Raw genomic sequence first — 21,192 nt, forward strand, 5'->3', positions numbered from 1 at the left:
ACACGTTCCCCCGGTCCCGCCCGCGCCCCACAGGTCACCAGTGCACGACGACCTTGTCGCCGTCGCGCACCTCGTCGAACAGCTTCGCGATCGCCGCCTCGTCCCGCACGTTGACGCAGCCGTGCGAGGCGCCCGCGTAACCCCGGGCCGCGAAGTCGGACGAGTAGTGCACCGCCTGACCGCCGCTGAAGAACATCGCGTACGGCATCGGTGAGTCGTAGAGCGTCGAGACATGGTGGCGCGACTTCCAGTAGACGCTGAACACGCCTTCCCTGGTCGGGGTGTACTCCGAGCCGAACCGCACCGGCACCGTGGTGACGGTCCGGCCGTCCACCATCCAGCGCAATGTGCGACTCGACTTGCTGATGCACAGCACCCGGCCCGTCAGACAGCGCGCGTCCGGCTTGTCGGCCGGCTGCCCGCCCATCAGATACAGCTCCCACTTGCCGGGCTCATGGGTCATCTTCAGCAGCCGCTGCCAGGTGACGGCGTCGGTCTCGCCGGTCTTCGGCAGCCCACGCTTGCCCTGGAACCCCTTGACGGCCTCCTCGGTCGTCCCGTCGTACGTCCCCGTCGGCCCCTCGAAGATCCAGGCCACCTGACGCAGCCGGGCCTGGAGTTCACGGACGTCACGGCCGGTGTCGCCGGGGGACAGGAGCACCTTCGGCGGGGTCTTCGTCGGCTCGGCACTGGGCTTGTCGTCCGCCGCGCCGGCCGAGGACGAGGGGGAGCTCTTGGGCAGCTCGACCCGCACCGGGCTCTTCCCGTCGCCTTCCGACGCCTGCACGGTGCAGCCGCCCACGGCCACCGCCGCCACCAACGCGGCGATCACTCTCCTCATGCCCTCTGTACGCATGTCCGCCCCCGCCTTCTCACCACTGGTGTCACCAGAGATGGCTTCCCGCGGATGACTGGTTGCGAACGGCGCGGCATTGTTGTGAGGAACCGGCGAGTGATTCCTCAGCGGGAGGCGGCACACCATGACGCGCGAGTCGGAGTCCGGACTGCCCATCGAACCGGTCTACGGTCCCGGGGCCCTGGACGGCTGGGACCCCGCGGAGCAGCTGGGCGAGCCGGGCGCGTACCCCTTCACCCGTGGCGTCTACCCGTCGATGTACACGGGCCGCCCCTGGACCATGCGCCAGTACGCCGGCTTCGGTACGGCGACGGAGTCCAACGCCCGCTACCGGCAGCTGATCGCCCACGGCACGACGGGCCTGTCGGTCGCCTTCGACCTGCCGACCCAGATGGGCCACGACTCGGACGCCCCGATCGCCCACGGCGAGGTCGGCAAGGTGGGCGTGGCGATCGACTCGGTCGACGACATGCGGGTGCTGTTCGAGGGGATCCCGCTGGACCAGGTCTCGACGTCGATGACGATCAACGCGCCCGCGGCCCTGTTGCTGCTGATGTACCAGCTGGTGGCGGAGGAACAGGGCGTACCGGCGCGGCAGCTGACGGGCACGATCCAGAACGACGTGCTGAAGGAGTACATCGCGCGGGGGACGTACATCTTCCCGCCGAAGCCGTCGCTCCGGCTCATCGCCGACATCTTCAAGTACTGCCGGACCGAGATCCCGAAGTGGAACACCATCTCGATCTCCGGCTACCACATGGCGGAGGCGGGGGCCTCGCCCGCGCAGGAGATCGCCTTCACGCTGGCCGACGGCATCGAGTACGTCCGCACGGCGGTGGCGGCCGGAATGGACGTCGACGACTTCGCCCCACGGCTCTCCTTCTTCTTCGTGGCCCGCACGACGATCCTGGAGGAGGTCGCCAAGTTCCGTGCGGCCAGGCGTATCTGGGCGCGCGTGATGCGGGACGAGTTCGGCGCGCAGGACCCCAAGTCCCTCATGCTGCGCTTCCACACCCAGACGGCCGGGGTCCAGCTGACGGCCCAGCAGCCGGAGGTGAACCTGGTCCGGGTAGCCGTCCAGGGCCTCGCGGCGGTACTGGGCGGCACGCAGTCCCTGCACACGAACTCCTTCGACGAGGCGATCGCGCTGCCGACGGACAAGTCGGCGAGGCTGGCCCTGCGTACGCAGCAGGTGCTGGCGTACGAGACGGATGTGACGGCGACGGTCGACCCGTTCGCGGGGTCGTACGTGGTCGAGAGGATGACGGACGACGTGGAGAGGGCCGCCCTCGACCTCATGCGCAGGGTCGAGGACCTCGGCGGCGCGGAGGCGGCCATCGAGCACGGCTTCCAGAAGAACGAGATCGAGCGCAACGCCTACCGCATCGCGCAGGAGACGGACGCGGGCGAGCGGGTCGTCGTGGGCGTCAACCGCTTCCGGCTCGACGAGGAGGAGCCGTACGAGCCTCTGCGCGTCGACCCGGCCATCGAGGCCCAGCAGGCCGAACGGCTGGCCGGGCTGCGCGCCGAGCGCGACCAGCGGGCGGTGGACTCGGCCCTGGCGGCCCTGAAGAAGGCCGCCGAGGGCGAGGACAACGTCCTGTACCCGATGAAGGAGGCGCTGCGGGCCCGGGCCACGGTCGGCGAGGTGTGCAACGCCCTGCGGGAGGTCTGGGGGACATACGTTCCAGTGGATGCGTTCTAGCGTGCGACACTCGATTTCATGTTCGGCGTCATCGACCTCCCCACCTATCTCGCAGGCCTGGTCCTGATCGTGCTCCTCCCCGGGCCCAACTCCCTGTACGTGCTCTCCGTCGCCGCCCGGCGCGGGGTGCGGGCGGGGTACACGGCGGCGGCCGGGGTGTGGTGCGGGGACGCCGTGCTGATGACGCTGTCGGCCGCGGGGGTCGCCTCGCTGCTCCAGGCCAACGCCGTGCTGTTCGGGATCGTGAAGTACGCGGGCGCCGGATATCTGAGCTGGCTGGCGGTCGGCATGCTGCGGGCCGCGTGGGCGATGTGGCGGGCGCGGGGGGAGACGGCCGCGGTCGTCCCGGAAGCGGGTGCCGCCCATGAACGGCCTTTCCGCCGTGCGCTGGTCGTCAGCCTCTTCAACCCCAAGGCGATCCTGTTCTTCGTCGCCTTCTTCGTGCAGTTCGTCGACCCCGGGTACGCGTACCCGGCCCTGTCCTTCGTCGTGCTCGGTGTGCTCGCGCAGTTCGCGAGCTTCCTGTATCTCACTGCGCTGATATTCAGCGGGACGAGGCTGGCGGACGCGTTCCGTCGCCGGAGGCGGTTGTCTGCGGGGGTGACGTCGGCGGCGGGGGCGTTGTTTCTTGGGTTTGCGGTGAAGTTGTCTCTGGCCAGTGCGTGATGCCGGCTGCGGGCCGGTGGAGGCTGGTCGCGCAGTTCCCCGCGCCCCTATAGGCCCGTTGCCGTCACGTACTCCTGCAATCCCCTCGGCGTCTCGCCTGCCCAGCCCACGTAGCCGTCCGGGCGTACCAGGAACAGGCCCGTTCCGTACGAGGCCTGCGCATCTCCCTGTACGACCTTGATCGCCCCCGGCACCTCCGGCGCCTCGCTGCCCACCGCCACCAGCGTCCAGTGCGGCCCCCGGAACGCGTCGAAGAGCCGTGTGCCGCCCAGCAGTCCGTCCGGCGCGCGGTCGCCCGCGCGTACCCCGGTCGCTGTCGCCCTCGTCTCCTGGGTGAGGGACGAGTCCCGGTATCCCAGCCCCAGCTGACGGGTCGCGTCACCGCGTCGGGTCTCCCCGCGGTGGACGCTCGCCGACAGGCCGAGCATGTCCGCGGCGATGGGGCGCCGCTCCTCCTCGTAGGTGTCCAGCAGCGTCGCCGAGGCGTCGCCCCGCAGTACCGCGCCCAGCTTCCAGCCCAGGTTGTAGGCGTCCTGGACGCTGGTGTTGAGGCCCTGCCCGCCCGCCGGGGAGTGGACGTGGGCCGCGTCGCCGGCGAGGAAGACCCGGCCCGAGCGGAAGCGGTCCGCGAGGGCCATGCGGGGGCGGAAGTCCGAGGTCCAGCGGACCTCCGTGACATCCGAGGGGTCGAGGTGGGAGCGGGCGGCGACCACCTTGCGGACGCCGTCCGGTGACACGTCCACCGCGGTGTCCGCCGGGAACTGGGCCGCCACCTGGAAGTCCTCCGTGCCCGCGAGCGGGCAGATCGCCAGGAATCCGTCGCCCTCCCCGCTCGGCGGGAAGACGTGCCAGTAGTCGCGGCCCAGGCCGGTCAGGCGTACGTCCGCCACCAGCATCGGCTGCGGGTCCACCGTCTCGCCCGTCATCCCGATGCCGAGCGCCCGCCGGACCGCCGAACGGCCGCCGTCCGCCGCCACCAGATACCGGGCGCGGATGTTCTTGCCGTCCGTGAAGCGGGCCGTCACTCCTTCCTCGTCCTGGGTGAGACCGGTCAGCTCGCGTCCGAAGGCGACCTCGCCGCCGAGCTCCGTCAGCCGCGCCGCCAGGATCTGCTGGGTCCGCCACTGCGGCACCATCCACGGCGCGTTGTACGGGGAGTCCTCCGTCGCCTCGGCCGGGTCGAACATCTGGTGCTCGCCGACCCGCTTGCCGTCCTGCCAGACCATCCCGACCGGGTAGCTGCCGCCGGCGGCGTGGATCGCGTCCAGGACGCCGAGGTCGTCGAAGACCTCCATGGTGCGCGGCTGGATGCCCTTGCCCCGCGAGCCGGGGAAGAGCTCCTCGGCCTTCTCCACCACCAGCGCGTCCACCCCGCGCCGGGCCAGGTCGATACCGAGGGCGAGGCCGGTCGGGCCCGCGCCCACGATCAGTACGTCGGTGTGCATATTGGTACGCATACGACCATTCTCCTTAACGCTGTTAAGTGCCGTTGGCCACGAGAGTGCCCTTAACGTCGTTAAGCTGTCAAGCTGTCAAGCGTGACTAAGGAACGACGCGCGCCCCTCGACCGCACCCGGGTCGCGGACACCGCCCTGAAGCTCCTGAACGAGGTGGGTCTGGACGGGCTCACCCTGCGCGCCATCGCCAAGGAACTCGACGTCAAGGCGCCCGCCCTGTACTGGCACTTCAAGGACAAGCAGGCGCTGCTCGACGAGATGGCGACGCAGATGTACCGGCGCATGGTCGCCGGGGCCGCACTCGACGCCGGCGACACCTGGCAGGAGCGGCTGCTGAAGTCCAACCGCGGGCTGCGTGCCGCCCTGCTCGGTTACCGCGACGGAGCGAGGGTCTTCAGCGGCTCACGCTTCACGAGCCTCGTGCATGTGGAGGCGATGGAGGACAACCTGCGCCTGTTCACGTCCGCGGGCTTCACCCTCGCCCAGGCGGTCAGGGCCTCCTCGACGACGTACCTCTACACCCTCGGCTTCGTCATCGAGGAACAGGGCGTCGAGCCCCTCCCCGGCGAACGCCGTGAAGGCTACGACATCGACGAACGCGCCCGCCTGATGGCCGACTTCCCACTGTCGGCCGCGGCGGGCGCGGAGATCTTCGCGGACTACGAACGCCACTTCGAGGAGGGGCTGGGCCTGGTGATCGCGGGAATCGAGGCGCGGTACGCGCCTCTTCAGGGGCGCGGGGAACTGCGCGACCAGCCCCCACTCGGCCGCAGTCGAACTCAGACCTGACGAGCCCGAATCCTCCGCACGGCCCGCGTGACGATCGGCGGCAGCAGATCCACCGTGATACGCCGGGCCGGCGAGCGACGAGGCGCCGGCCTGGGGACGGGCTCCACCGGCGGAGCCACATAGTGCCGCGACCTGGGAAACTCCGGCGCCTTCATCCCCTTCGCCCGAGCCCGGACCAACCGATGCCCCGCCGCATGCTGCACACTCAGCCCACAGTCCGCCCGCCCCCGCAGCATCTCCAGCAACTCCTCCTGCACCGACGAGGGATCACCCCACGTCCCGTACAGCTTCTGCGTACTGAGACAGATCGGCCGCAGCCCGCGATTGAGCACCGCCTCCCACGCCGCGACCGACACCCCCGGCGTGTGCTCGGAGCGGAAGTCGTCGAGGACCACCACGCCCTCCGGCAGCAGGATCTCCCGGGCCGCACCGATGTCGTCGCGGACATGCTCGTACAGGTGCGAGGCGTCGATGTGGACGAAACGGCAGCTCCTCACAGCGACCTCGGAGGAGATCACCGAGCTCGGCGCCTCGATCACCTTCGGGAGGGTGTCGTGGAAGGAGAGGTAGTTCCGCTCGAAGGCCTGCCGGGTGAGGGAGGCGTACGACTTCGCTGTCTCGGCCTTGTTCGCCCCGTCCGGGGCGTCGCCGCCGAAGAGGTCGCAGACCGTGAACCGCTCGCCCTCCTCCAGGTGCCGGCCGAGCAGGATCGCGCTCTTGCCCATGTAGGCGCCGAGCTCCAGGAGGTCACCGGTGAGGCCTCGCGTCCGCTGCCGTTCGAGGAACCAGGTGAACAGGACCTGGTCGAGTGGAGGGAACCAGCCCGGTACGTCGCCTAGTTCACCGGGGTATGTGTACGTCGTCTGCTGTGCGTTGGCCATGGAGCATGTCTGCTCGCTGGAGCCCGCCCCAACTTTCCCCCCGCTGAACGTCCGGTGAACAACCTCAGCGAGCCTTGGCCAAGGCCGAACGCAGCTTCGGGGTCAGGGGCTTCTCGACGTACCGGTTCATCAGCCAGGCCAGCAGCAGCATCGAGGTGACCGTCAGCGCGAACGTCTCCGCCGACGGCAGCCCGAGCCCGATGTGCAGCCCGTGGATCACCACCCAGCCGAGGTGCTCGTGGACCAGGTAGAAGGGGTACGTCAGCGCCCCGGCCACCGTCAGCCAGCGCCAGTTCGCCCAGTTCAGCCAGCCCAGCGCGATCGCGGTGACGGCGAGGAAGCCGAACGCGACGACGAGGACGATGCCGAGGGTGGTGCGGTGTGCGAAGGCGTTCGGGTCGGCCGCGTTCCACAGGCTGCGGACCGCGTAGTGCTGGCCGATCAGGAAGCTGACGGCGACGATGCCCCACGCGTAGACGTCCCGCCGGTCGCGGTGGACGAGGTAGAGACCGACACCGCCGATGAAGAAGGAGGCGTACTCGGGCATCAGCACGATGTCGAGCAGCGGCTCCCTGGAGGCCTGCGCGATCGCCGCGGCCAGCGTCCAGCCCGCGCAGAACATGATCACCCGGCGCCGGGAGGCTCCGGGCAGGACCACGCACAGGGCGAACAGGGCGTAGAAGCGGACCTCCGCCCACAGCGTCCAGCACACGCCCAGCACCCGGTCGACGCCCAACGGCTGCTGGAGCATCGTCATGTTGACCAGGGCGTCGCTCGGCGCCACCGCCTTGAAGGCGACCATCGGCAGCGCGAACACCGCCGTGACGAGCACGACCGCCACCCAGTACGCGGGCAGCAGCCGGGACGCGCGGGACGCGAAGAACGACTTCAGCGGTCTGCCCCAGCCGCTCATGCAGATCACGAATCCGCTGATCACGAAAAAGACCTGAACGCCGAGACAGCCGTATGCGAAATACCCGCTCAGCGTCGGGAACTGGTCTTTCGGGGAACTTCCCCAGGCCGTCGTGACCTCACCGCCCCGGCCGCCGTAGTGGTAGGCCGCCACCATCAGCGCGGCCACCAGGCGCAGTCCGTCCAGGGCCCGCAGACGGGTCTCACGGGGAGCCGTCCGGTCCGGCCGCCGGGGCGTCTCGATCACCTGGCGGACCGTCGTCGTGGTCACGGATATCCCCTCGATACAGCTGTTCCTACGGGTTCACACAGGCACATTAGTCCGAATCACAGGGATGTCTTGGACGGCGATCCAACGATTGGCCGCACCGTCCCGGTGAGTTCACCTGGATGTCGTTTTGGCTTCCTAAATTCCCTCAGAATCCCCCCACGCAAGCGGTAAAGCCCAAGAACTCGCCTGAGCTTTGGTAAGAAGACAAACAGGAGTGCCATGACGACGGTCCAGAAGAGACGTGCACGTGCGCGTGGAGGGGAGCTGGACGACTGCCTGCGCGCCTGCGCGGTGCACAGCGGAAAGGTCGTCGGCAGCATCGACCGGCGCCGCGTCGAACTCGCGGAGCAGCTGCGCAAGCTGCTCGTGGTGTGGGGCACGACGGCCACGTCCGCCCCCGTGCCCGCCCCGGCCGGCGGCGCCACCGCGCTGCTCAAGCGGGCCGTCAAGGGCGCCGCCACCCCGGCCTCCGCCATCCCGGGCGAGCTCCTCGACGCGCTGCTCGCCGTCGCCAACAAGGCGCTCGAGTGCGGCTACGACGACGAGCTCGACCTCGCCCTCGTCATCAGTGACACCGTCCTCGTCCACCGCAAGAACTCCCGCGCCGGCTGGCGGCTGCGCGCCCGCCTCCTGGAGGCCCTCGGCGAGGAGACCGAGGCCGTCGAGGCGTACGAGAAGTACCTCGCCCTCACCGACGACGACGGGTTCGGCGTCCGCGCCAAGATCGCCGGGCTGCGCGTCGCGGCCGACAAGGAACGGGAGCTGCTGGCGCTGCTGAAGCGGCAGTCCCCGCGCGCCGCGGAGTTCACCCGCCGTGCCGCCACCGACGTCTGGGCCGAGGGCCTGGCCGCCCACGCGGTAGGGGACTGGACCGAGGCCGAGCCGCGTCTCGTGGGAGCGCTCCTGACGCTGGCCGCCGAGGACGCCCCGGTCGCCGACCGGCAGGAACTCCTCAGCCAGTACCTGGACTTGCGCACCACCGAGTCGACGGACCTCGCCTCCCTCACCGAGGCCCTCGCCCTCTACGCCGAGCAGCGCCGCAACCGGATGCGCGGCCCCGTCGCCGACCCCACCGTCGGCGGAGTGCAGTGGATCAGCCTCGGCGAGTTCCGCAACCGGATCGCCGGCAAGTCGATCTGCCTGATCGCCAACTCCGGGCGCGTCGGCGCCAGTTCGATGGGCGCCGAGATCGACGCGTACGACCTCGTCGTCCGCTTCAACTCGTACCGGATCGACCCGAAGCACACCGGCAGCCGCACCGACATCCACGCCACCATCCACAAGCACGGCTTCAACTGGGACCAACAGGTCGACACCCGGCTCGTGTTCGGCGGCATCTCCGGCGACTGGAAGTACTCGCTGCGCAACCGGCTCGTCCCCGGCGCCCAGACCTTCCTCGGCGACGAGTCGCTGCGCTGGCCCGTGCGCAACATCGGCAAGCTCTCCGCCGACGTCTGGTCCGGCATCCCGACCACCGGCTTCAACATGCTGTACCTGCTGGACTTCCTGGACGTCAGCCCGACCCTGGACCTGATCGGCTTCGACTTCTACGAGAGCGGCGCCTACCGCGTCCAGGAGGCGATGAAGCTCGCGATCACGTCCGTGCACGAGTACACGAGCGAGAAGGCATGGGTCATGCAGCGGGCCCAGAGCGTGACCGACATGAGGATCTCCCTGCGATGACCACTGCCCTGCCTGCGACACAGGCCCCCGCCACCGACGCCCACGCCCTCACCGGCAAGCGCCGCATCGCCTTCGCGTCCTACGTCGACGAGAACTACCTGCCCGGGTTCCTGACGCTCCTGCGCAGCCTCGCGCTCTCCAACCCCGGCGTGTGCGAGGACTTCGTCGTCCTCTACGACGATCTGCGCCCCGGCTCGATCGCGCGGATCCGCGCCCTGCACCCGCGGATCGTGTTCAAGCGCGTGGGCGACACGCACTACGACTCGTACAAGAAGGGCGACCAGGACAACTACCTGGTCCGCAAGGCGTACTTCATCCTCGACGTGTTCAGGATCCGCGAGTACGACACGATCATCACCCTCGACACCGACATGGTGGTACTGGGTGACCTGGGTGAACTCCTGCGGCTGCGCGAGGGGTTGGCGGCCGTCCCACAGTTCTTCTACGGACAGCACAAGCTCAACTCCGGGCTTCTCGTCATCCAGCGCGAGTATCTGAGCGACGAGTTCTGCGCGAAGGTCGACCGCTGCGGCCGCACCGGCGACTACGAGCTCGACAAGCACGACCAGGGCATCCTCAACGCCGTCCTCGACGGCGACTTCGTGCGCATCGACCCGCGCTACAACTTCGTCAAGCGGCGCCTGTCCGGAGACCTGCCGGTCCCCGAGGACACCGCGATCCTGCACTTCACCGGCCGCCACAAGCCCTGGCAGGGCGGCGAGGCCGGGTACAGCCAGGCGGAGGACCGCTGGCGCGAGTTCGAGCTGTCGGACGCCGACTTCCAGAGCGCCTACCTCGCATCGAGCGGCGGCCTCCACCACGACCTGGTCGTCCACTTCGGCACCCCGCACGTCCGGCGCACCGGTGACGTCGAAGTGGCTCGCAAGGTCGCCGCCGCGCACATCGCGAACGGCGACTACCAGGACGCCGTCGACGTCCTGAGCAGCGTCCGGATCCCGCTCGACGAGGCCTGGCCGCACGAGGTCCTCGGCCACGCCCTGATGAGCGTCTCCCGCTACGAGGAGGCCAAGGCCCAGCTGCTGCTGGCCACCGCCGCCCCCAACCGGGCCGCCACGGCGTACGCCCGACTGGCCCAGATGGCGTGGGTGCACGGCGACAACACGGAGTCCCTGCGGCACGCCACCGCCGGTATCACCGTCGACCCGACCCACCGCTCCAGCCGGCTGTGGGCGCAGCGCGCGGGCGCCGTCCCCTCGCAGGAGCGGGGCAGCGCCGAGGACCAGCTCGCCCACGTCGCCTTCTACATGGACCGGCAGGGCAACGCGGGCGACAAGCTCCTCCCGGAGACCGTCCGGCTCGCCTTCGGCCCCGACGTCACCTCGCGGCGCTGGCACTCGGTCCACGCCCACCGCCTCTTCGACGAGGCCGCGTTGGAGCGCGTCAACGCCCGCCGGGGCCTGGTCATCGGCGGCGGAGGGCTCTTCATCCCGGACACCATGCCCAACGGCAACAGCGCCTGGCAGTGGAACGTCCCGGACGAGCTCCTGAACCGCATCGACGTACCGATCGCGGTCTTCGCCGTGGGCTTCAACGCCTTCGACGGCCAGTCCTACCGGGCGAACCGCTTCCGCGACTCGCTCCTCCAACTGGTCGAGCGCTCCGCCTTCTTCGGCCTGCGCAACCACGGCTCGATCGAGAAGGTCCGCGCGATGCTGCCGTCGCACCTGCACGACAAGGTGCGCTTCCAGCCCTGCCCCACCACGGTCATGCGTCAGCTGGTCGCGGGCTGGCAGGACCCCGTGCAGCGCGAGAACACGATCCTCATCAACGCGGCGTACGACCGCGCGGGCCTGCGCTTCGGCCATGACTACGGCTACTTCCTCGCCCAAATGGCCCAGGCCGTCCGGGACTTGGGGAAGCTCGCCGAGGTGCAGTGTGTGGCGCACTCGCTCGACGACGAGAAGATCGCCTTCGATCTGCGCCGCGAGCACGGTATCTCGCTGCCGGTCATCCCGATGTACGACTTCGACAACGACCAGATACGCGAGCTGTACGCCCGCACCAAGCTGGTGATCGGCATGCGCGGCCACGCCGGGATGATCCCGTTCGGCGTCGGCACGCCCGTCATCAGCCTGATCTCGCACCCGAAGATGGCGTACTTCCTGCGGGACATCGAGCGCCCGGAGTGGGGCGTCTCGGTCCACGACCGCCACCTCGCGGCCCGTCTTGTCGAGCGCGCGAGCGACCTGCTCGCCGACCACGCCAAGACGGTCGCCGACGTCCACGGCCGCCAGCAGGAGCTGTGGAAGGTCACCGAGGCCAACGCGGCCGACCTCCGGGTGATCCTGGGGAGTTGAGAGACGGCGGGCCCCCACGGCACAGGGGGCCCGCACCTCACTCGTCCGGCAGGTGTTCCAGCACCAGGTCGATGGCCTCCCGCGCTGTCGTCACCCGGCCGAACGACTCCTGCCGGGACGGGCCCATGACGAAGTAGGTGCCTCCGTACTCGGACAGGACGAAGGGGACGTCCCAGGTCCATGGCTGCTCCGCGGTGCGGCTGAAGTGCAGCTCCCCCATCCCGACCCAGGGGAACCGGCGCCGCAGGCGGGGTTCCGCGTAGGCCAGGTCCAGCAACTCCGGCCGTACGCGCCCGTCGTCCCGAGCCCTCTGCCAGCCCGCCTCTATCGCCGCGTCCGTGTCCATGGGCCCATCATGCGACAGCTCAGCGGCCGACGGCCTTGTGCAGGAGCCGGGTGAGCTTCGAACCGCTCGGCTGCTCCTGCTCGTACGTTTTCCTCAGCTGCTCGAAGTGGTCCGCGCGGGTGCGGCTCAGATACTCGTCGGAGGTCAGCGGCCCGGCGATCGACCAGGCCCGCCGGTGCTGGCCGTCGTAGTGGGCGACATACGCCTTGGACAGCTCAAGGACGGACTTGAAGGGGATGCCGCCGGTGTGGTCGCGGTCGATCTTCTCCTGGACGGCGGAGATCAGGGCGAGCTTCTCGTCGACGGTGTAGTCGTCCTCGGTGATCCGCTTGAGGACGTCCGCCGGGATCGGCTTCGTCACCTCGAAGGCGAGGGTGGAGCGGATCGGCGGACCGGCGATCTCGATGTACGGCAGCAGCGCGCCGGTGCTGTGGTGCAGCCACGGCAGCCGGGGCCCGGCGAAGTCCTGGTGCAGGACGACCGTCCCGGGCCGCATCCGGCTCAGGAACCGCTCCGACACACACCGGAACACCCGGGCGGTCTTGGCTATGTCGATGTGCAGGAACTCCACGGGGCTGGTGTCCTCGGGGTCCGAGGTCTGCCACAGGTCACCGGCGTGGATCTCCAGGAACGGCAGGAAGGGCTCCAGGCGCCCCCTGAAGTCGTCCAGGAAGGAGTTGTCGTCCGCCGGCTTGTGACCGGAGTCGAAGAACTTCTCCGAGGCGAACGTGCCCTTGCCGACCCGGAAGAAGTCGTACGCGTGCAGCCGCCCGGCCTTCTGGTCGAACACGGGGCTCTCGCTCAGGCCGAGCGCGAGCGCGTACGTCGATCCGCCGCCCCCCGAGCCCAGTTCGACGATCCGGTCCCCGCCCGTGAGGTGGTGCCGGCCCACCAGGTACAGGAACTGCAGCTCCCAGGCGCTGCACTGGGTGTAGGGCAGATTCTCCGGCAGGGTGACGCTGTCGAAGAGGGAGTAGAGCCGGCCGAGCTTCGTCATGAGTGCCTCACGGGATTCGGATAGGCGGTGCCCGTGATCCTAGGGATCCGGACACCGCTTCACCATTGAATCAACGGAGTAGCTCGATGGTTGGGCTGTATTTCCACGGCCTTTCCAGGGAGTTCATCCCTCATTCGCTCAGCGCTTCACGGCCTTCCGCAACGCCTTGGCCCGCCGGACCACCCGACGCGCGGTGGAGTTGCGCGGCAGGAACGACAGCCGCTCCGGGATGCCGCCGGGCAGGCCCAGGGACGTGAGGCGCTTCTTCTTGAAGTACCGCCGGGTGCGCGGGCGCAGCTGCTTGGCGAGGTACTTCTCCGCTGTCTCGCGCCGGCCCGGGTAGATCCGGTCCTGCATGGTGAACCCGACCGCGGTGACCAGACCGTTCAGCTCGTCCGCGGGCAGCGGGTCCTCGCCCTCCCGCTGCTCCAGGTCCGCCAGCACCGCATCGGCCAGCACCGCCGGGACCCGGTTGCTGTTCTGGTACGGCGTGAGCCGGTCCAGGAGCGGCTCGGTGCCGATGCGGGCGACGGGAAGGTCGTAGAAGACGGACGCCGTGAACAGCGCCGTCGAGAAGCAGCCCACGACCAGCGCCGGCCGGGCCTTCTCGAACAGCACCTCGGCGAGGACGGGGATGTCCAGGACGGTCAGGTCGACGCCCAGCTTCCCGGCCTCGGTCTCCAGGGCGCGGCTGAAGCGGGCCGGCGCGGTGGGGTGCGGCTTGAAGACGATGCTGCGATGCCCGCGCTCGACCGCGCCGCGCATCATCCGTACGTGCAGGTCCTCCTCCTCCTTGGCGGAGAGGATGTTCAGCGCGGACAGGTACTGACCGAGGAGCAGCGCCGAGTTCTCCGGCAGCTCGGGCAACTCCGGTACGGCCTCGCCGAGTTCGCTCAGCACCTTCAGGAACGCGCCCGTCGGCACGGTCTGCCCGGGCACGTCGAACTCGGTCAGCAGCATCGGCGTGAGGCCCGGCACCAGGTCCAGGTGGAGCAGCCGGCGCACGCGCGTGCCGACCAGCGGGTCGAGCTTGTTGCGGGTGGGGCCGTAGCTCATCAGGCCGTCCGCGTAGACATGCACGGGGGCGCCGGTGAACAGCTGGGCCACGGTGAGGGCGGGGGTGACCTGGATGGACTCCAGGACCAGCTCGACGCGGTCGTCGCCGAGGTCCCACAGCAGCCGCAGATAGCGCTCGAAGAGCGGGATGTCGTCGGGGCGCGGTGTCCAGGAGCCGGGGTGGAAGGGGCGGATGGCCTCGTTCCACGACACCACGTCGTCGAAGTGGTCGCGCAGCGGTTCGAAGCCCGGCATGGCGTCGACCGCCAACGTGGTCTCCGGGTTCGCCGAGTTGTTGAACACCAGCAGCACCCGCCGCTCCGCCTCCTCGAAGAGGTCGGAGTCGATCGCGGCGGCCAGGGTGGCGGCCCCGTACAGCGTGGAGGCGCAGAAGATCTGGGTCGTACGACGGGGGTGGGGGGACATCAGGCAGCCGCCTTCGCTGTGGTGACCCGGCGCCGCAGCCGCCGCAGCTTGGACGAGCGGCGCAGGTCCATCGTGTCGAGTACGTCGCCGAGGGCGTCCTGCGGCATCCGCCTTATGGCCGCCGCGCTCATCGCCTGGAGCTGCTTGGCCACGCCCGGCTCCCACTTGGCCTCGTCGGAGAGGTGGTGGGCGATGATCGCGCAGTAGGTGCGCACCGCCTTCGGGAGCAGCCGGGCGGCGTCCCGGTCCGTCGCCGTCTCCTCGATGACCTGGTCGAAGGCGCGGATGAAGTCCAGCTGGCGGGCGTCGCCGATCTGGGTGAGCGAAGAGGCCACCCCACGCCGGTAGAACACGCCGAGCAGGCTCACCACGGCGAACGACTCCGCCTCGCGGTGCAGCTTCCAGATCCACGGCCGGTCCTCGGCCGTACGCAGCCCGTCGGTGAAGTGCAGCAGACCCTTGTCCAGAAGCCGGCGGTGGTAGGCGCCGGCCCACGCGTACGCGTAGTCGACGGAGGTCGTCCGGTCGGCGGGCAGGATCGCCTCGCGCGGGTTCAGCACCTCCCCGCGCAGGCCCACCGGCGCCCGGTGGACGGACCGGGCGCGGGCGGTCGCCTGGACATGGTCGGTGCGGATGAAGTCGCAGCCCAGGTCCTCGATGGCCGCCACCAGCTCGGTGAGATAGCCCGGCGCGAGCCAGTCGTCGCCGTCGAGGAAGGTGAGGTACTCGCCCGTCGCCGCGTCCAGTCCGGTGTTGCGGGCGGTGGCGAGACCTCCGTTCTCCTCATGGCGGATATATCTCACCTGCGCGACATCCGAAAGCGACTCGGCCGCCCGTTCGAGAATGGCCGGTGTTTCATCCTTGGATTTGTCGTCGACCAGGATGAACTCGAAGTCGCTCCGGGCGTTGAGCCGCAGAGTTCTGAGGGTGTCCGGGGCGTATTGCTGCACGTTGTAGAACGGCACGATCACGGAAAGCTTTGGCACCTGCGAAACGGTAGAAGGCCGCCCGGCAGGGGAACTGGACGGTGATCGTACGGGGGGTGAACTCAATGTGTCGGAACGGTGCATCCCCTGTACTTCCTGGTCTTCGGCGGGCCAGTTCGGCTCTCGGTGGGCTGTTGTTAACTTTTCGTTGATTCGCGGTTGGGCCATTCCTGGGAATTGCTTCCTAGCGTCTTGGACGTGCCAGCAAGTACAACGAAGCCGACGCGAATCGCGGTCCTAGCGGACTCGGACACCCGCTGGAAATGGGGTGCCCTCACATCTCATCGCATCGCCCCGCGCGAGGATGCGCAAGGGCCCCTCGCCCTGAGCGGATTCCTGCTGCGCGGACGCGCCACCCCCACCCCGCGCCAGCTGGCGGAGGTCGGCGTGCACGCCGACTCGCTGCGGGAGGTCACGACCGTCGAGTTCCTGCGCGCCATGGCCGAGGAGGAGTACGACGTGGTCGTCGTCGCCCTCGTCGGCGGCGGCGTCCAGGCCGTGCTGCACGGCCTCAAGCGGGTGTGGGAGGGCCGCGAGAAGCGTCCCGTCGTCGTCACCGGCTACGTCGGTGTCGTCTACGAGAAGCTCGCCGACGGCCTCCTCCTGCGCCACGGCGCCGACCTGGTCCTCGCCAACTCCCGCCAGGACGCGGACCGTTTCCGGGCCGTGTACGAAGGGGTGGGCGCCGACGCCTCGTCGGTCACGGAGGTGGCGCTGCCGTTCCTCGGCGGGGCCGCCTACGAGGGCGCTGCGTCGTCCCGGGGGACAACCCCCGGACCCCCGGCCGAACGCCGCCCGTACACCGTGGTGTTCGCCGTGCAGCCCTCCGTCCCGGACAGCCGCAAGGACCGTACGTACCTGCTGAACCGGCTGATCCGGCACGCCCGGCTGCACCCCGAGCGCGAGGTGCTGCTGAAGCTGCGCTCCAAGCCGGGCGAACACACCACCCACATCGAGGAACAGCCCTACCAGAAGCTGGTCCAGCGGCTCGATCCGCCGGCCAACTTCCGCCTGGTGTACGGGAACATGGGCGAGGTCCTCGACCGCACCGACCTGCTGGTGACCATCAGCTCCACGGCCGCGCTGGAGTCCCTGCACCGGCGGATCCCGACCGTCGTCCTGACCGACCTCGGGGTGCGGGAGGTGTTGGGCAACCATCACTTCGTCGGCTCCGGGTGCCTCGCCTCCTGGGACCAGCTGGACGCCGGGCACCGGCCGGTGGCTGACCCGGAGTGGGTGGCCCGGCAGGGGGTTGTGGCGGACGGCTCGTACGAGACCGCGTTCGACGCGGCGCGGGAGCGGATCGCGAAGCTCCTTGGCCGGCCCGGGGGGTTGGCGCCGTTGACCCCCTACTACACCCCGGCCACCGCGCCCGGTTATCTGCCCGGCATCCTCGCCCGCCATCACCTCGGTCCCGACGGCAGTCCGCTGCCGGGGGCGCCCGCGGCGGACAGGGAGCCCGGTCCTGTGCGGCAGATCGTGCGGCGGGCCGCGCGTGGTGCGTATCGGCACGGGGTGCAGCGGGTGGCTCCTGTCATTCGGCGGATGGGGGAGTTGTGAGCGCCTCCGGGAGTGCCCCTTCAGGTCGTCGGGCGGGTGCGGCGCCGTCTCGGCCGGTCGCGCAGTTCCCCGCGCCCCTAGGGGGCGGCTCCGCCGGCCCCCTCCCTACCTCCGCGAACTCTGCGCAAGGAGTGCAATCCATGTCCGACTCCCCGGCGGTGCGCCGTGTGCTCGCCGTCATTCCCGCTCGCGGTGGCTCCAAGGGTGTGCCCGCCAAGAACCTTGCCTCCGTCGGTGGTGTGCCGCTCGTGGCGCGGGCCGTCCGTGAGTGCCGGGCAACGCGCCTGGTGACCGACGTCGTCGTCTCCACCGACGACCAGGCCATCGCCGCCGCGGCCCGTGAGGCCGGTGCAGAGGTCGTGTTGCGGCCCGCCGCGATCGCGGGGGACACGGCGACCTCCGAGGCCGCGGTGCTGCACGCGATGGACACCCATGAGGCGCTGCACGGAGCGGCGGTCGACGTGGTGGTGTTCGTGCAGTGCACCAGCCCGTTCCTGGTCCGCGAGGACATCGACGGGGTGGCGGGCGAGGTCGTCGAGAACGGCGCCGACACGGCCGTCACCGTCGCCCCCTTCCACGGCTTCATCTGGCGCGACGAGGTCGACTCCGCCGAGGAGCCCGGCGGTTACGGCGTCAACCACGACAAGTCCTACCGCCCCCGCCGCCAGGACCGCCCCCAGGACCTCCTGGAGACCGGCGCCGCCTACGCGATGGACGCGGCCGGCTTCCGCAAGCACCAGCACCGCTTCTTCGGCCGCACGGAGCTCGTACGCACCGATCCCGCGCGCGTGCTGGAGATCGACGACCCGCACGACCTCGCCAGGGCCCGGGCGCTCGCGCCCCTCTTCGACGCCGACCGCCCCGGCGCCCTGCCCAGCTACGACGACATCGACGCCGTAGTCCTCGACTTCGACGGCACCCAGACCGATGACCGGGTGCTGATCGACGCCGATGGAAAGGAGTTCGTCTCCGTGCACCGCGGGGACGGTCTCGGCATCGCGGCCCTGCGCAACAGCGGCCTGAACATGCTGATCCTCTCCACGGAGCAGAACCCGGTCGTCGCCGCCCGGGCCCGGAAGCTCAGGCTCCCGGTCCTGCACGGCATCGACCGGAAGGACCTCGCACTCAAGCAGTGGTGCGAGGAGCAGGGCATCGCGCCCGAGCGCGTGCTCTACGTCGGCAACGACGTCAACGACCTCCCGTGCTTCGCCCTCGTGGGCTGGCCCGTGGCGGTCGCGAGCGCCCACGACGTGGTACGCGGCGCCGCCCGTGCGGTCACCACCGTCCCCGGTGGCGACGGCGCGATCCGAGAGATCGCCAGCTGGATCCTCGGCCCCTCTCTCGACTCCCTCACCAAGTAAGGAACTTGCCTGCCATGAGCACCAACTCCCGCCTCCGCTCCTTCGGTTCCGAGCGTCTCGCCGGCCCCGGTCAGCCCGTCTACATCTGCGGCGAGATCGGCATCAACCACAACGGTGAGCTGGAGAACGCCTTCAAGCTCATCGACGTGGCCGCCGAAGCCGGCTGCGACGCCGTGAAGTTCCAGAAGCGCACCCCCGAGATCTGCACCCCGCGCGACCAGTGGGACATCGAGCGCGACACCCCCTGGGGCCGGATGACCTACATCGACTACCGCCACCGCGTGGAGTTCGGCGAGGACGAGTACCGCCAGATCGACGAGTACTGCAAGAGCAAGAACATCGCCTGGTTCGCCTCCCCGTGGGACACCGAGGCCGTCGCCTTCCTGGAGAAGTTCGACGTGCCGGCCCACAAGGTGGCCTCGGCCTCCCTGACGGACGACGAGCTCCTGCGCGAGCTGCGCGCCACCGGCCGCACGGTCATCCTCTCCTCCGGCATGTCCACTCCGAAGCAGATCCGCCACGCGGTCGAGGTCCTCGGCTCGGACAACATCCTGCTCTGCCACGCCACGTCGACGTACCCGGCGAAGGCCGAGGAGCTCAACCTGCGCGTCATCAACACCCTGCAGGAGGAGTACCCGAACGTCCCGATCGGCTACTCCGGCCACGAGACGGGCCTGCAGACCACCCTCGCGGCGGTCGCCCTCGGCGCCACCTTCATCGAGCGCCACATCACCCTCGACCGCGCGATGTGGGGCTCCGACCAGGCCGCCTCCGTCGAGCCCCAGGGCCTGACCCGCCTGGTCCGTGACATCCGCACCATCGAGGCCTCCCTCGGCGACGGCGTCAAGAAGGTCTACGACTCCGAGCTCGGCCCGATGAAGAAGCTGCGCCGTGTCTCGGGCGTCGTCGCCGAGGCGGAGATCGCCGCCGCCGCGGGCGAGCCGGTCTCGGTCTGAGGCTGAAGTTCCGAGGCTGAAGTTCTGAGTTGAATCACTTAGGGGACGGTCGTACGTCGATGAGCCGCCGCGCCGGATCAGCCGGCAGCAACTCCACTCTCGCGTTCGTCGAGAGCCCGGTACAGCTCCTGAACGTGCTGGAGTGGGCGCACGCCCACGCACCCGGCGCGGGGCTCACCCTCGTCGTGCTGTCCCCGACCGACCCCATGACCCGCGGCCAGCTCCGCCGGATGGCCGAGCTGGCCCGCGACGAGGGTCACGCGGTCCGCTGGGAGGAGGCCCGGGGCGGCCCCGCGGCCCCGTTCCAGACCATCGGGGGCCTGGCGGGCACGCTCCGCAAGGCGGACCGGGTCGTCCTCGGCGACCCGTTCTCCCGCTACGTACAACTGCTGCTGACGATCACGCGCGCGGCCGAACTGGTCGTCGTCGACGACGGCACGGCCACGATGGAGTTCGTGGCCCAACTCGCCCGTGGGGAAAGGCTGGTCCGCTGGCACCGCAAGGGCGGCCGCCCGGGCCCCCGGGACCTGATCTTCGCTCCGGTGTCGGCCTCGGCCCGCAAGCGGCTGACCCCGAGCGAGCGCCGGCGGGTGCAGATCTTCTCGTCGATGCCGATGGAGGAGACCCCGGCGGGGGTGACGGTCTCGGCCAACACCTTCGCCTGGACCCGCGCCCGCTTCGGCCCGCCCCGCATCACCAAGGGCGCCGACATGGTGGGCACCTCGCTGGTGGAGACGGGCGTGGTGGACGGCGAGCGGTACCTGGAGGCGGTCCGCACCCTGGCCAAGGCCCACGGCACCACCCGCTACTTCGCCCACCGCCGCGAGAGCACGGACAAACTCCACCGCTTGGCGGTCGAGACCGGTCTGGAGATAGTCCGCCCGGACCTCCCCCTGGAACTGATCGCCCGCCGGGGCCCGATCGGCCGCACCATCCTGAGTTTTCCCTCGACGGTCGTCCACACCCTTCCCCTGGCCCTGGTCGGCACCGACGTGCGGGTCTCGGTCTGCGACATCGACCCGAGCTGGCTCACGGAGAACGCCTCACCCCGGGCACAGGGCTTCCTGTCGGGGGTGACGGGGACGGCCCGGGATGTGCATCGGCTGTCGTCGGTGGTCGCGGCGGTGTGAGGGCGGGGCGTCTGCGGCGGACCTACCCGTCCTTGCGCGCCAGGAGAAAGGCGCGCGGGCGCACCTCGCCCTCCTGCGGCTCTCGCAGCACCCGGGTGTGCAGGCGCAGGCCCGCCTTGCCGAGCTGCTCGGCCACGGCGTCCGGGTCGCGCCAGTAGTAGTCGAGCGAGATCTCGTGTCCGAAGCGCTCGGTCAGGTGCAGGTGTTCGGCGCCCTCCTGCGACCCGGCCTGGAAGGCGAGGAGCACGTATCCGCCGGGCACCAGGACCCGCCGGAACTCGGCGAGCGTCGCGGGCAGGTGCTCGTCCGGGACGTGGATGATCGAGTACAGGGCGGTGATCCCGCCCAGCGTGGCGTCCGGCAGATCCAGGGACGTCATCGAACCCACATGAAACCGCAGGCCGGGATGGTTCCGCCGGGCCAGCTCCACCATCCGGGGCGAGACGTCGACACCGAAGACGGACAGGCCGAGCGTGTGCAGATGGGCCGTGACATGTCCGGGACCACTGCCGAGGTCGGCCACGGGGGCGGGGGTGCCACTCGCCCGCACGAGCTCGGCGTAGGCACCGAAAAAAGCACGCTCCACGGTGAGGGCGGCGAGGCCGTCCACGGGAAACTGCTTGTCGTAGGCGTCAGTGATCGTGTCGTACGAGGTTCGGGTGGCCTGTATGAAGGGCGGCGGGCCGGGGTTCGCGGGGGTCACGGGGGCACCCTAGACGGTGAACATCGGTAGCGGCGTGGACGGTTGGACGGGTTGGTACAAGCCACCCGCTTCTCGGCGGCGCCGTGCTTCCGCGAGCCGGCGGCCCGGCGGCCCGGTGGGCGGGGGGGGGAGG

The 21,192-nt window shown here is 69.9% G+C and carries 18 protein-coding genes; 9 read left to right on the top strand and 9 right to left on the bottom strand.

The features are described from left to right. Window positions 1–34: 34 nt before the first annotated feature. Window positions 35–856: a L,D-transpeptidase family protein gene (locus tag TN53_RS29405; protein WP_095046801.1), complete on the bottom strand. Its 822-nt coding sequence runs from the start codon at window positions 854–856 to the stop codon at window positions 35–37. Between the two features lie 124 nt (window positions 857–980). Here TN53_RS29405 and TN53_RS29410 point away from each other — a divergent pair, with 124 nt between their 5' ends. Then, window positions 981–2,561 carry an acyl-CoA mutase large subunit family protein gene (locus TN53_RS29410; RefSeq protein WP_046261735.1) on the top strand — a complete coding sequence of 527 codons (1,581 nt, stop codon included), beginning with the start codon at window positions 981–983 and terminating at the stop codon, window positions 2,559–2,561. Window positions 2,562–2,579: 18 nt separating this feature from the next. Beyond that, window positions 2,580–3,227 carry a leucine efflux protein LeuE gene (gene leuE, locus TN53_RS29415; RefSeq protein ID WP_046261736.1) on the top strand — a complete coding sequence of 216 codons (648 nt, stop codon included), beginning with the start codon at window positions 2,580–2,582 and terminating at the stop codon, window positions 3,225–3,227. A gap of 47 nt (window positions 3,228–3,274) precedes the next feature. Here the strand turns inward: leuE and TN53_RS29420 are convergent, their stop codons facing one another. Continuing rightward, complete coding sequence (locus tag TN53_RS29420) at window positions 3,275–4,672, bottom strand: FAD-dependent oxidoreductase (RefSeq protein WP_046261737.1); 1,398 nt, start codon at window positions 4,670–4,672, stop codon at window positions 3,275–3,277. 93 nt (window positions 4,673–4,765) lie between these two features. Between TN53_RS29420 and TN53_RS29425 the strand changes: the two genes are divergently transcribed. After that, the gene (locus TN53_RS29425; RefSeq protein ID WP_046261738.1) at window positions 4,766–5,473 is read left to right on the top strand and encodes a TetR/AcrR family transcriptional regulator; all 708 of its coding nucleotides are present in this window, start codon (window positions 4,766–4,768) and stop codon (window positions 5,471–5,473) included. Here TN53_RS29425 and TN53_RS29430 read toward each other — a convergent pair. Further along, entirely contained in the window at window positions 5,464–6,354 is an 891-nt protein-coding gene (locus TN53_RS29430; protein WP_046261739.1) for a class I SAM-dependent methyltransferase, read from the bottom strand. The two genes, TN53_RS29425 and TN53_RS29430, sit on opposite strands and share 10 nt — an antisense overlap. Window positions 6,355–6,418: 64 nt before the next feature. After that, on the bottom strand, window positions 6,419–7,537 hold the full coding sequence (locus TN53_RS29435) for an acyltransferase family protein (RefSeq protein ID WP_095046802.1): 1,119 nt from the start codon (window positions 7,535–7,537) through the stop codon (window positions 6,419–6,421). A 219-nt stretch (window positions 7,538–7,756) separates the two neighbouring features. On the opposite strand from TN53_RS29435, the gene TN53_RS29440 reads away from it, so the two are divergent. Both TN53_RS29440 and TN53_RS29445 read left to right on the top strand, forming a co-directional pair. Further along, window positions 7,757–9,220, top strand: a complete 1,464-nt coding sequence (locus tag TN53_RS29440; protein WP_046261740.1) for a glycosyltransferase family 29 protein — start codon at window positions 7,757–7,759, stop codon at window positions 9,218–9,220. Further along, the gene (locus TN53_RS29445) at window positions 9,217–11,538 is read left to right on the top strand and encodes a glycosyltransferase (protein ID WP_046261741.1); all 2,322 of its coding nucleotides are present in this window, start codon (window positions 9,217–9,219) and stop codon (window positions 11,536–11,538) included. The genes TN53_RS29440 and TN53_RS29445 overlap by 4 nt, the downstream gene beginning before the upstream one ends. 37 nt (window positions 11,539–11,575) lie before the next feature. On the opposite strand, the gene TN53_RS29450 is transcribed toward TN53_RS29445, so the two are convergent. The 4 genes from TN53_RS29450 to TN53_RS29465 form a co-directional block, all read right to left on the bottom strand. Then, complete coding sequence (locus TN53_RS29450; RefSeq protein WP_046261742.1) at window positions 11,576–11,884, bottom strand: DUF6193 family natural product biosynthesis protein; 309 nt, start codon at window positions 11,882–11,884, stop codon at window positions 11,576–11,578. Window positions 11,885–11,903: 19 nt separating this feature from the next. Beyond that, window positions 11,904–12,881, bottom strand: a complete 978-nt coding sequence (locus TN53_RS29455) for a hypothetical protein (RefSeq protein WP_046261743.1) — start codon at window positions 12,879–12,881, stop codon at window positions 11,904–11,906. 138 nt (window positions 12,882–13,019) lie between these two features. Next, entirely contained in the window at window positions 13,020–14,363 is a 1,344-nt protein-coding gene (locus tag TN53_RS29460; protein ID WP_046261744.1) for an alpha-2,8-polysialyltransferase family protein, read from the bottom strand. Continuing rightward, window positions 14,363–15,349: a glycosyltransferase family 2 protein gene (locus TN53_RS29465; RefSeq protein ID WP_046261745.1), complete on the bottom strand. Its 987-nt coding sequence runs from the start codon at window positions 15,347–15,349 to the stop codon at window positions 14,363–14,365. Before TN53_RS29465 ends, TN53_RS29460 begins: the two co-directional genes overlap by 1 nt. A 198-nt stretch (window positions 15,350–15,547) precedes the next feature. Between TN53_RS29465 and TN53_RS29470 the strand changes: the two genes are divergently transcribed. From TN53_RS29470 to TN53_RS29485, 4 genes are all read left to right on the top strand, one after another. Next, window positions 15,548–16,909, top strand: coding sequence for a DUF6716 putative glycosyltransferase (locus TN53_RS29470; protein WP_046261757.1), 1,362 nt, complete (start codon window positions 15,548–15,550; stop codon window positions 16,907–16,909). A 140-nt stretch (window positions 16,910–17,049) separates the two neighbouring features. Then, window positions 17,050–18,270, top strand: a complete 1,221-nt coding sequence (locus TN53_RS29475) for an acylneuraminate cytidylyltransferase (protein ID WP_046261746.1) — start codon at window positions 17,050–17,052, stop codon at window positions 18,268–18,270. A 14-nt stretch (window positions 18,271–18,284) separates the two neighbouring features. Beyond that, window positions 18,285–19,226 carry an N-acetylneuraminate synthase family protein gene (locus TN53_RS29480; RefSeq protein WP_046261747.1) on the top strand — a complete coding sequence of 314 codons (942 nt, stop codon included), beginning with the start codon at window positions 18,285–18,287 and terminating at the stop codon, window positions 19,224–19,226. A 59-nt stretch (window positions 19,227–19,285) separates the two neighbouring features. Beyond that, window positions 19,286–20,356 carry a hypothetical protein gene (locus tag TN53_RS29485; protein ID WP_046261748.1) on the top strand — a complete coding sequence of 357 codons (1,071 nt, stop codon included), beginning with the start codon at window positions 19,286–19,288 and terminating at the stop codon, window positions 20,354–20,356. 22 nt (window positions 20,357–20,378) lie between these two features. Here the strand turns inward: TN53_RS29485 and TN53_RS29490 are convergent, their stop codons facing one another. Next, complete coding sequence (locus tag TN53_RS29490) at window positions 20,379–21,059, bottom strand: class I SAM-dependent methyltransferase (protein WP_046261749.1); 681 nt, start codon at window positions 21,057–21,059, stop codon at window positions 20,379–20,381. Window positions 21,060–21,192: the final 133 nt, after the last annotated feature.

The organism is Streptomyces sp. WM6386, from assembly GCF_000972385.1.
GTDB lineage: Bacteria > Actinomycetota > Actinomycetes > Streptomycetales > Streptomycetaceae > Streptomyces.

Excerpts from the sequence above, each read along its gene's own strand:
- TN53_RS29460 (WP_046261744.1), bottom strand. The coding sequence starts at position 14,363 with ATGTCCCCCCACCCCCGTCGTACGACCCAGATCTTCTGCGCCTCCACG.
- TN53_RS29480 (WP_046261747.1), top strand. The coding sequence starts at position 18,285 with ATGAGCACCAACTCCCGCCTCCGCTCCTTCGGTTCCGAGCGTCTCGCC.
- TN53_RS29430 (WP_046261739.1), bottom strand. The coding sequence starts at position 6,354 with ATGGCCAACGCACAGCAGACGACGTACACATACCCCGGTGAACTAGGC.
- TN53_RS29475 (WP_046261746.1), top strand. The coding sequence starts at position 17,050 with ATGTCCGACTCCCCGGCGGTGCGCCGTGTGCTCGCCGTCATTCCCGCT.
- TN53_RS29440 (WP_046261740.1), top strand. The coding sequence starts at position 7,757 with ATGACGACGGTCCAGAAGAGACGTGCACGTGCGCGTGGAGGGGAGCTG.
- TN53_RS29410 (WP_046261735.1), top strand. The coding sequence starts at position 981 with ATGACGCGCGAGTCGGAGTCCGGACTGCCCATCGAACCGGTCTACGGT.
- TN53_RS29455 (WP_046261743.1), bottom strand. The coding sequence starts at position 12,881 with ATGACGAAGCTCGGCCGGCTCTACTCCCTCTTCGACAGCGTCACCCTG.
- TN53_RS29450 (WP_046261742.1), bottom strand. The coding sequence starts at position 11,884 with ATGGACACGGACGCGGCGATAGAGGCGGGCTGGCAGAGGGCTCGGGAC.
- TN53_RS29405 (WP_095046801.1), bottom strand. The coding sequence starts at position 856 with ATGCGTACAGAGGGCATGAGGAGAGTGATCGCCGCGTTGGTGGCGGCG.
- TN53_RS29420 (WP_046261737.1), bottom strand. The coding sequence starts at position 4,672 with ATGCACACCGACGTACTGATCGTGGGCGCGGGCCCGACCGGCCTCGCC.
- TN53_RS29485 (WP_046261748.1), top strand. The coding sequence starts at position 19,286 with ATGAGCCGCCGCGCCGGATCAGCCGGCAGCAACTCCACTCTCGCGTTC.
- TN53_RS29445 (WP_046261741.1), top strand. The coding sequence starts at position 9,217 with ATGACCACTGCCCTGCCTGCGACACAGGCCCCCGCCACCGACGCCCAC.
- leuE (WP_046261736.1), top strand. The coding sequence starts at position 2,580 with ATGTTCGGCGTCATCGACCTCCCCACCTATCTCGCAGGCCTGGTCCTG.